Below are 10859 nucleotides of genomic sequence, written 5' to 3'. Positions count from 1 at the left end.
GCTTAACCGTCCCCCAAGCGCAGTCATCAGTTTGTTTGTTTTGCTTAACCGTCCCCAAACCCGCCAAACCCCCGAACCCACCGCCTGAGCCCAACAACTTTTGCTTAACCGTCCCCAATTTGATAAAATGAAGTTAAGGTTGATATTTTGAGGAGGAAATATAGAATGATAGATTTGCACTGCCACTCGGATTATTCGGATGGTTCAATGTCTGTATATGAACTTTTGAAAAATGCAAAGGAAAATGGGGTAACGCATATAGCCATAACAGACCATGATACTTCGGCCGGGGTTGAGGAAGCTTTGAAAATAGGGCATAAATTCAACATAGATGTTATACCTGCGATCGAAATATCGGCTTACGATTTTAAAAGAGACAGAAAGGTGCACATGCTTGGATATTATATTAAGCCGGGGCATCAGGCGATAAAAAGGCTTTGCGACCCTGTTTTAAAGCAGAGGAACGATGCGGCTCTGAAAATGTTTGATATAATAATATCAAACGGTTACAAAATATCGTGGGATGATGTACAAAAATATGCCGGGAGAACGGCAATATATAAGCAGAATATAATGCATGCCCTTATGGATAAAGGATATTGCGACAGTATATACGGGGATCTTTTTCGTGCCCTTTTCTCTAACGGAAAAAACGGCCGGGGAAAGGGTATCGCCTATATTCCTATAAGATATGTGGATATGTTTGAAGCGATACATGCCATCTTAGATGCAGGTGGAGTTCCTGTGCTTGCCCATCCGTATTTTTATAAAAATCTTGATGCAGTGCCTGAGCTTGTAAAGGAAGGGCTTGCAGGCATCGAAGTTAAACATCCGCATCACGATTTAGAAGGCGAGAGACGCACCCGTGAAATTGCTAAAAAGTATAAATTGATTGAGACGGGCGGAACGGACTTCCACGGATTTTACAGCAGACCGGGACTTATGATAGGTTCCAGTTCGCCTGATATAAAAAGCATCCATATGCTGAAGGATTTTGCAGAAAAACAGAAACGATAGAATCAGCCCATATTCTTTTGCGATTAACTTTCGATAAAATTTAATCTAAAATCAACATATTTTGTATTGATTTTATAGTAGTTTAAATATATAATATACGTGAAATAAATAACAATCTTTGCGCGAGGATTGATGAATGATCAAATTTTATTTACCGGGGGTTGTATTTGTTTTGCATAAATCCCCGTTCATATAACAAAAATAATAGAAGATATAAATTTCATATCAAATCAATTATGGAGGTAACGATATATGAACAGGTTTACTTTACCGAGAGATATATATTATGGAGAGGGCTCCTTGGAAGCGCTGAAGGCATTAAAAGGGAAAAAGGCTATTGTAGTTGTCGGCGGTGGCTCAATGAAAAGGCTTGGATTTTTGGATAAAGTTGACCAGTATTTAAAGGAAGCCGGCTTGGAAGTTAAACATATAGAAGGCGTTGAACCGGATCCATCAGTTGAAACGGTTATGAACGGAGCAAAAGTCATGAGGGAATTCGGACCGGACTGGATAGTATCCATAGGAGGCGGTTCGCCTATAGATGCTGCGAAAGCTATGTGGATTTTCTACGAACATCCTGATATTACATTTGAGGATGTCAAAAAGCCTTTCACAGTTCCAGAGTTAAGGCATAAAGCAAAATTTGTGGCTATTCCATCGACAAGCGGAACCGGAACTGAAGTTACGGCATTTTCAGTTATCACAGATTACAAGACAGAGATTAAATATCCTCTTGCCGATTTCAATCTGACTCCTGATATAGCAATAGTTGATCCGGCTCTTGCGCAGACTATGCCTCAGAAGCTTACCGCGCATACCGGAATGGATGCTCTGACACACGCGATTGAAGCATATGTTGCGGCTCTTAGGTCATCATTTACTGACCCTCTGGCAATCAAGGCAATAGTTATGGTCCATAAGTACCTTATTAAATCATATAATGGTGACAAAGAGGCAAGAAACGAAATGCATATTGCACAGTGCCTTGCAGGAATGGCATTTTCAAATGCTCTTCTTGGTATAACGCACAGTATGGCTCATAAGACAGGGGCAGTTTTCCATATTCCTCATGGATGTGCGAACGCCATATACCTTCCATATGTAATCGACTATAATAAGAAGGCATGCGGTGAAAGATATGCCGAAATAGCAAGGGCTCTTGAACTTAAAGGAAATACGCAGGATGAGCTTATCGATGCTCTTACGGGATTGATAAAAGAAATGAACAAACAGCTTAATATACCTTCCACATTAAAAGAATATGGTGTAAGCGAAAAAGATTTCAATGAACATCTTGATAAGATATCTACAAATGCAATCGGGGATGCTTGCACAGGTGCAAACCCAAGGCCAATAGATGCTGCTACAATGAAAAAGTTGTTTATCTGCACGTTCACAGGAGAAAAGGTAAACTTCTAAAATGCGAAACATCTAAAAAATGACCTCCTTTATAAAAAATATGTTGCTTGAACAGCGGATAGCGCTTCAAGCAACATATTTTTTATATTATAAACTAATGGATGTCTTTCTCGATATGCTTTAACGGTTTTACGGCAGGCCCCTCCACGATCTTTCCTTCATAAGTAAATCTTGAGCCGTGGCAGGGACAGTCCCATGTCTTTTCGGCGGAATTCCATTTAAGTTCGCATCCTAAATGTGTACATGTTGTATCTACCAGATGCAGCCGACCGTTTATATCCATATAAGCACCATTTTTTTGGCCATTTGAGTCTATAACTTTTGCCTCACCCGGTTTAATATCCAATTTTTGGGGAAGCATTTGCATTTTCCCTGAGATAAGCTGCCCTGCGACATTTGCATTTTCCACGATGAAGTTTTTAGCTGAAGCTTTGATATTTGTGCGTGACGGGCTATATACATCCTGCCACGGGCTTTTACCTTTTATGATGAGATCCCTAAGCAATAAAGCCGATACGGTACTGCCTGTCATTCCCCATTTTCCAAAACCTGTTGCTATATAAAGGTTAGGTGTTTTCGATGTAAAAAGTCCTACATATGGAATATCATCGAGAGTCATGCAGTCCTGAGTAGACCATCTGTACAATATATCTTCTACATCAAATGTCTCATATGCAAAGTTTTTTAAGTTTTCATAATGGGTCATCATATCTATACCTTGACCAGTTTTATGACGTTCTCCCGATATAAGTACTATTGAGCCATTGTTTAGATTTTGAGAACGGAGAGATCGAGTAGGATTTTCGGCATTTATATACATACCGCCGGGATAATTCCCGTTTATTTTTACCGCCAGTACATAGGATCTCTCCGTGTAAATCCTTGCAAAATAAAATCCTTCAAAGTTGTAAAAGGGATAATGCGATGCCATGATGACTCTCTTGGCAGATACCTTTTTTCCTTCAGATGTTATAACATTATAAAGGTCGCCGTCCTTTTCGATATCAACAGCTCTTGTGTGCTCGAATATGCGGCAGCCGTCTCCATCTATCTCCCTTGAAAGGGCTAAAAGATATTTCCTTGGATGAAACTGCGCCTGACCGTCAAAACGTACCGCTGCTTTAACTTTAAACGGAAGTGGGGTTTCCTGCACATAAGACGCTTTTATACCGAGTGAAGCCGCCGTAGCTGCTTCATCCTGTATCTGTTTTATATAATTGTCATCGTTTGTGTATATATATGCGGATTGCTCCCTGAAATCGCAGTCGATATTTTTCCTGTCAACCAGATCGTGTATGAATTTTATCGCATATTCATTAGACTGCGCATATTGTTTCGCTACTTCTTCACTTATATTTGTCTTTATTTTATTATACCTGAGACCGTGCTGGGATGTTATTTTTGCTGTGGTATGTCCTGTAGTGCCTCTAAGAATTCTGTCGGCTTCTATAATGGCAACTTTTAACCCTTCCTGCTTTAAAAGGTAAGCTGACGTTATCCCAACCATTCCTCCCCCAACGATTGCAACATCAACATTCATATCCTCCATCAGAGAGGAATGTTCTATTTGAGGTGTTGATGCGATCCAAAAAGATTCCGGCTCATTCGGAAGTTTCATTTCGGATTTATTTTCCATATAAATCATCTCCATACTCAGATCTTTGTATTTATAATTTACATGTTACAGAAAAATATCCATATTTTATTTTGAAAGTATAAAAAGACGCATGCATGGAGTATGAAGGAGAGTTTCCTGCCAATATTTATTTCTTCCTGTATTTTCCCGGAGCTATGCCTTTAATCTTTTTGAATATTTTATAAAAGGACTTTTCATCCTCAAAGCCGACCTGAAGAGCGATATCCAGTATCTTCATGTTTGTTTCTGTAAGAAGCCTGCACGCTTCTTCTACTCTAAGTTTTTGTATATAATAGTAAAAATCTATTCCTGTAACTTCCTTAAAGTGACTGACCAAATAATTTTTAATCAGAAATGATTTTGCGGCCATATCTTCCAGCGTAATTTTTGAACTGGAATTTTCATTCATATATTTTATGGCCTTATTTACAAGTTTGTAACTATTAGACAAGCAGAATCTTTTATTGCCGTGCTCAACGTATCTGAATATGTTAATGATAAGCTCGATTAAATATGTCCTTATAAGGTCTATATAGCCCCCTTCTCTGTTTTTATATTCATCGTACATCCTGTCAAATATGTCTTTTATCTTAAGAAAGCCGATTCCACCAAGCTTTAAATCGACATCCGGCTTATAAGTCTCAGGGAACAGAGACTTAAACAGAAAAAACATGGCCGTATCCTTGAACTGTTTGTCTAAAAACAGCCAGGTGCTAATAAACTCCGGTCTGAATGCGCATGTATATATATCAAGGGTTTCATAATCTGAAAAACCACAGGGAATATCATAATCGATAATAAATAAATCACCTTTTGATACCTCGTAATTATTTTTCCCTGCCATATATCTTCCCGTACCGGAAATGATATATGCTATTTCAATAAGATTATTTTTGTGAATGCTCTTAAGACAGCCTTTATCATCAAGAGATCTGGCAATATATACAAGCTGATTTTCGCTGGGCAACTCATTTTTGTCTGATAATGTATTGTTTTGAAGCATAATAGTGCACCTCCGTTTCATCTTTATTTGTGAAAAATACCTGCTGATAATACTCTCTAAATATCAGAATAACATATTTTCAACAGCTTAAAAAGCTGTTTTGCTTAAAGACATTGGTATGTCCTGATTTTAGCGATAATACCGGTTAAAAGTAAAGTTATGGAAAATAATATGGCGAAGGAGTTCAATACGGTTCCGAGTATCGGGAAAGTCTTTTTGCGGTACTTTTGAATCAAACTTGCGATCCCAAGGCCTAGCCCGATTAAGTTCAAAAATCTTGTGAGTATGAATGAATTGGCGATGAACATTGTAGTATTCATATTTGGTGCTTGTATTGCGTTAAATGATGGAACTGTTAAATATGCAATGCAAGACATATCTATCAATCCTGAAACAAGGAAGATGGCAAATGAGGATATACCCATGCCCGAATGCCTGTACAAAATAGCCGGCATATCCGCATACTCTATGTTCATGCTTTCCTCATAGGATAAAAATGCATTCCGCTCTTCAATTATATCTGAAATATTATCGGGTTTTCTTATCAGGAAATATAAAGAAACCGTTCCAGCAGCGATCAATAAAACAGGTATGATAATAATATAGGCGCTTGAGAACATGCTTTTATATTTTGATGAAAGTTCATATATAATGATCGAAAGGCCGTTGTTCAAGGCATGAAATAATATGCATAATATCAATGAGCCAGTCTTTATGAATATAAACCCGAGCATTAAGCCGAGAATCGACGCCGTTATTAGCTGAGCGATATTAAAATGAAGAATGCCGAACAGAACCGACGTGACGATCAGAGCCTTTAAAACGCCATAGTTTTTCAGCAATCCCCTTAATATTACTCCTCTGAATAGCGTTTCCTCAAAAATGGGGGCGATTACAACAATAGCCAGTATTGAAAGGCAGTCGCCGAATCCGGAGATGTATATTTCGCCCAAATTATCGTTGAAATGAAATAAACTCTGCATAAAGCCGCTTAATATAAAAACTAAAAAATAGGTTCCAAGAAAAAAAGCGATGCAAAGCAGGATGGTAAATCTATTCTGAGACTTAAGTGAAAAATATCTTTTTATGCTCACTTTGCTTCTGTATATTCCAAAGGCTGCGGTAAATAAAGTGCATGCAGTTGAAGAAATAAAAACCAAAGGGCTTATGTTCCGCGAAGGCGCCGATGAAAACTGCAAAAAAATTCCTATGACTCCGCCTGCAACAACCTGCAGTAAAAGGCATATTACAACCAAAGATATGGACTGGCGTACTCCAGGATAAATATTCTTTTTATACAACAGATCATCTCCAATTTCCGCATTTGGCTTAATAAATTAAAGATTTGCATTTATTTTGACTTAAGGACTTTTTTTATTTGAAGAGCAGTAAAATTATAACATTTTTTATATAAATTCTTCAGGGATAAAATATACACCCATCATATACCCCGTATAAACTAAAGTGCAATCTTTGTAAAAAATGGTGTATAATAGCTTTAGCGAGGTGATGTGTTTGAGTAAATACAAAAAGTATTATAAATATATTATCATAGCTTTGATTGTATGTATACTGCCTGTACTATTTTTATATAATAGAGGCAGTATAAAAATTGATGGATTCAGCTCCGACAATGTTTATGAAACCGCGATGGAATTATCGTCTTCAAAATACAACGGGAGAAGATATGGTACAAGCGGGAATGTTATGGCTGTAAAATATATAGAGGACAAGTTTAAAAAAATAGGTTTGAAGCCGGCGGGCGATAGCGGAGAATATTTGAGAGAACATTACGAGAATACGAGGACATACAACGGGATGGCAGTAATGGAGCTCAAGGATAAAAACGGGAGCATAGTAAAAAAATATAAATACGGTGAGGATTTTATAGAACAGAGTTTCGGATATTCTTCAGCGGGTGATATAACGTCGGGTTTTAGTTTTTTGCATTGGAAGGGCGATATAGATATAGAAAGACCAGTCGGTAATTCACTTGTAGCCATAGTTAGAACCGATACGAGAGATCAGAAAACGACGGATACCCTTGCTCATGCTGTGGGAGGAGCGGATTACGGAGCACTTATTACGGTTGTTCCGGATGATTACAATCTGAGAGTGGAATCTTCAGGCATAGGGAGCAAGCCGCCTTATAAAACGGGATATGAGCTTCCTTCTTTTATAATAACGCAAAGGCTGTATAATGAGCTATATGCGTATAAGGATAAAGGCTATAATCTGCATTTAAAATCCACGTTTAATACCCAATTGGTAAAAATATATGATGTGCTTGGGATGATACCAGCCAGGAGCAGCGATTATCTGCTTATTGTGGCAAACCTCGATAATGTCGGACCGGCAAGCGACGGCACAGTCTATCCCGGGGCTCTTGACAATGCGTCGGGTGTTGGAGCCTTGATAGAGATCGCAAGGTACATAAAGGAACAGGACAAGGCCCCTTCGAAAAATATATTATTTATAGCGTTCAACGGAGAGGACGGGGGCCTTTTAGGCTCATCACGGTACGCCGAGCAGCCGCCATACCCTTTATATAAGTCTACCGCCATAAATATAGGGATGGTCGGTTCAAAAGATAATGTGCCCGTTTCGCTTTTATACAGTACAGTATATAATTATGACCTGAATAAAGAGGTGGACCCATCTTCGAAGCTAAGGTATCATTTGAAAAATATATCCCGAAAGCTCGGAATCGATACAAGCGAGATAAAAAACAGCGATTATACCCACTCGGTATTTACAATGGCCGGAGTTCCCTCAGTATCGATAATGGAATATGATAAATCGAGAGCGCGCACCCCGGATGATGATATGGGCAATGTAAATAGGGCAAATATAGAAAAGAGCGTAAGGCTTGTCATGTCGTACATAGCGGCTTTTGCATATCCAAACGGGAATATAAAAGGGTACAGCATAATAAGGCAGGAGCTTTTAGTGCTTGTTAAATTTTTATATCCTTTTATAATCGCAGTGGTGCTGCTTGCTTTGCTTTTATTATTTATGAGGCACATGCTAAATACAAGATGGAAGAGAATAAAGGTGAAGTTTCCGGTGCTTTCAGTTGCAGTTCTTGTATTGCTCATGGGAATTGTAAGCTATATGCCGGTAAAATATCCTTATGCTCCATCAAGTACACCCGGCCTGATGTCGCTTGTGCTCGAGGGGATTTTAAGCTTTATAAAATCATTTTTGATATTTCCCATATACTTCATGGCAGCATTTGTCGGGGTGCTTATAATGTATCTTGCAAAGAAGCGTACAAGAAGCTGGAATTATAGGGGCGATGGAAGCGAGCTTGATGTTATCTATTATATATCGCTTATCGTAGTGGTTGCCGTTTCGTTCGGCGTCACGGCATTCTACAGCAAGCCTGTTTATTATGCCGTAACACCGGACTTTGCAAGGCATATTGCCGGTAAAATAATGCTCTATATTTGCCTTGCGGCTTTGGCATACCTTGTTTGCAAACTGGTTTGCAAAGAGGTGGATGTAAAGAATAGAACCTTTGCGAGCCTTGTGATATTTTCGATAGCATTCTTCATGCTGCTTTCGTCGTTTTATATGCCCATCGCCACAAATAAATATATACTCATTCAGAATATGAGAGGAATAAATTCCGGCAATGTATACGGAGGAAAGTAAAATGCTTAATCAGCTTTTCATTCCTCCGGATATTACGGGCATAAGGTGCTTTTTTGGAAGAATTATGTTCGCTGCGGCGAATATCAAAAGCGGCGGCAGTGATACAATAAATCCGTAAAGGCCGACGGCATTGTTCAAACCTGCCGTCGTACTCTGTAAGGCGGTAGGCTGCTGCATGCCTGAACTGACCCCCTTTAGAATTAAAAGAGGCGATAGCTTGATATTGGTAAAATATATCAAAGGCGGTGTTGAATTGCAGTAAATCAATGCTGACTCAATCAAAAACACGCCTGCCAGAGCCGTTAAATGGGATCTTGGTGAAATATCGCCTTCCATCCTCAAAATACACGCCATAGCCCATACTGCAGCAGATGAAAAACAGGTAACCAGTATTATCGCAAAGCCTGTATTTATAAATCCCATCTTTCTTACCATCAGATATTGGTAAAAATTGATTGGCTTTGCTGTAAGAACTGTCATCAAGGACAGCAAAACGACAGCGGCAATTACAACTTTTTTGCTGGAGCTGATGAAACTTTTGCCTATTATGGCTGCAAGGGCTGATGCGATTAAAGCTGAAATAAGAGATAGAAGCAGGTAATAAATTATGGGTGATGCAATAGGCGGCTTTGGAGTGTTCATATCAAAGCTTTGCCCGTTTGCCCAATATGGAAGAAAATAGATTATAGTAAAAATTACGATGGCTATTATAGATGAAATCGATTTTTTAGCTATGTTTTCCGGCTTGATTTTTATTTTACTTTTTTTAAAAGTCCTTGAAAACAAATGCTTTACAGGTATAAACAAGACCGCGAAGGAAAGCAAGGTTATTAATGTCTGTATGACTCCCAAAGCGGAATTTTGGCTTATATCCATTTGCATGAAGCCTTTCCTGTACATATACGTATCAAGCATGTCGAGGGATTCGTAGGTTAATGGATTATATATGGCCCTTGTCAGGGAAAAACAGCTGTTAGCGATAAAAGCCAGGGATACTATGGAAAATAGTCCCGATACCTTAAGTGAAAGGGAAGGATCCTTTTCCTCATGGATTTCATCCAGAATATATATCAGCATGATCGGTATGCCTGCGTATTTTATGGCGGAAAGCAGAGGATGGATGAAAGTAATCGCCGAAGGATTCATGAAGGGTCCGGAACCCAAAAGGTTTATAAACCATCCTGCGTAAACCTCGGCAGGCAAAAAGAGCGGAAACACGCATAATATTGCCAGTATGCACCTCAATATTCCTCCTTTGGGAAGAGCAAGAACAATATAGCCTATTATAAGAGCAATTAAAAAAACTATAATACAAAAAAGCAGGTTAAAAACAATGGTATTCTGCAATATCCTGCTGAAAGCCAAATCAGATCGAAAAATGTTACTAAAATTGCTGAATCCTACCCATGAAGAGCCTGACATCCCCCTCACCGGCTTGTAAGACTTGAGGCTTAATATTATTTCATTGAAGAAGATTACAACCTGTACTGATAATATAATTCCAAGAATGACAAGTGATGCGATGTTATATTTTTTTCTATTGTGGCCTACTGCATAACCGGTAACTTTTTTCTCCTGTATTTTGTTATCCATTACAATATCTCCCCTTATAAATGATCTTTTTATCAGTATAATCCAAATTTTAAGAAAATAATAGGAAAAAAATTAAGAATTTTTTAACAGTTTTCAATGTTACCGACGGTAAGTAAGTACGGGGACGGTTAACAAAAGTTTGGTGTTTGTAAGATTGGTTGAAAAAAGTTGTAAATTTACCGCTACTGTTTATCCAAAGGCGTATCGGGTTTGCTTCCCTTAATAAATAAAATGTATTGATAATAATCAGTTGTTACACCGCTAACAGGCATCAATTCTTGTTGGTACCATTTTCATATCCCTTGAAAACGGAAAACCCTTGCCTGTAAGTCTGAACAAAGTGAGAGCAGATTTTATGTATGATTCCGGTAAACCATCGGAAATCATATAGTTTGAACAGCTCTGAACGGCATATCCTACATTTGACGGCAACATTGCCTCGGAATCCTCGTAAATGTAGGCGATTGATAATATCTTATCTGCAATTCGTAATTTGAAATATGGCATAAATAGGATTATGTTATTTTGAGCAAC

8 protein-coding genes are annotated in these 10859 nt (G+C 38.5%); 3 read left to right on the top strand and 5 right to left on the bottom strand.

The genetic code is table 11. The annotated features are described in order from the left end of the window. The first annotated feature begins 165 nt into the window (after positions 1-165). Together QME45_13635 and QME45_13630 are read left to right on the top strand one after the other, a co-directional pair. Entirely contained in the window at positions 166-1017 is an 852-nt protein-coding gene (locus tag QME45_13635; protein ID MDI6619672.1) for a PHP domain-containing protein, read from the top strand. Between the two features lie 252 nt (positions 1018-1269). Continuing rightward, a complete protein-coding gene (locus tag QME45_13630) occupies positions 1270-2436 on the top strand; it encodes an iron-containing alcohol dehydrogenase (protein MDI6619671.1) in 1167 nt (388 codons plus the stop codon). A 94-nt stretch (positions 2437-2530) separates the two neighbouring features. Here the strand turns inward: QME45_13630 and QME45_13625 are convergent, their stop codons facing one another. From QME45_13625 to QME45_13615, 3 genes are all read right to left on the bottom strand, one after another. Beyond that, positions 2531-4072: an FAD-dependent oxidoreductase gene (locus QME45_13625; protein MDI6619670.1), complete on the bottom strand. Its 1542-nt coding sequence runs from the start codon at positions 4070-4072 to the stop codon at positions 2531-2533. A 127-nt stretch (positions 4073-4199) separates the two neighbouring features. Further along, positions 4200-5075 carry an AraC family transcriptional regulator gene (locus tag QME45_13620; GenBank protein MDI6619669.1) on the bottom strand — a complete coding sequence of 292 codons (876 nt, stop codon included), beginning with the start codon at positions 5073-5075 and terminating at the stop codon, positions 4200-4202. A gap of 104 nt (positions 5076-5179) precedes the next feature. Next, a complete protein-coding gene (locus tag QME45_13615; GenBank protein MDI6619668.1) occupies positions 5180-6376 on the bottom strand; it encodes a type II CAAX endopeptidase family protein in 1197 nt (398 codons plus the stop codon). A 214-nt stretch (positions 6377-6590) separates the two neighbouring features. Between QME45_13615 and QME45_13610 the strand changes: the two genes are divergently transcribed. Next, positions 6591-8732 (top strand): M28 family peptidase, encoded by a 2142-nt coding sequence (locus tag QME45_13610; protein ID MDI6619667.1) that lies wholly within the window; start codon positions 6591-6593, stop codon positions 8730-8732. 9 nt (positions 8733-8741) lie between these two features. Here the strand turns inward: QME45_13610 and QME45_13605 are convergent, their stop codons facing one another. Further along, positions 8742-10325 (bottom strand): hypothetical protein, encoded by a 1584-nt coding sequence (locus QME45_13605; protein MDI6619666.1) that lies wholly within the window; start codon positions 10323-10325, stop codon positions 8742-8744. A gap of 261 nt (positions 10326-10586) precedes the next feature. Continuing rightward, on the bottom strand, positions 10587-10859 hold a 273-nt coding region (locus tag QME45_13600), incomplete at its 5' end, for a hypothetical protein (GenBank protein MDI6619665.1).

The organism is Clostridiales bacterium (assembly GCA_030016385.1).
GTDB lineage: Bacteria > Bacillota > Clostridia > Clostridiales > Oxobacteraceae > JASEJN01.
This window is presented reverse-complemented; position numbering and strand designations above follow the sequence as displayed.

What these genes read in the sequence shown, in the direction of transcription:
- QME45_13630 (MDI6619671.1), top strand. Translation starts at nt 1,270, where the DNA reads ATGAACAGGTTTACTTTACCGAGAGATATATATTATGGAGAGGGCTCC.
- QME45_13605 (MDI6619666.1), bottom strand. Translation starts at nt 10,325, where the DNA reads ATGGATAACAAAATACAGGAGAAAAAAGTTACCGGTTATGCAGTAGGC.
- QME45_13620 (MDI6619669.1), bottom strand. Translation starts at nt 5,075, where the DNA reads ATGCTTCAAAACAATACATTATCAGACAAAAATGAGTTGCCCAGCGAA.
- QME45_13635 (MDI6619672.1), top strand. Translation starts at nt 166, where the DNA reads ATGATAGATTTGCACTGCCACTCGGATTATTCGGATGGTTCAATGTCT.
- QME45_13625 (MDI6619670.1), bottom strand. Translation starts at nt 4,072, where the DNA reads ATGGAAAATAAATCCGAAATGAAACTTCCGAATGAGCCGGAATCTTTT.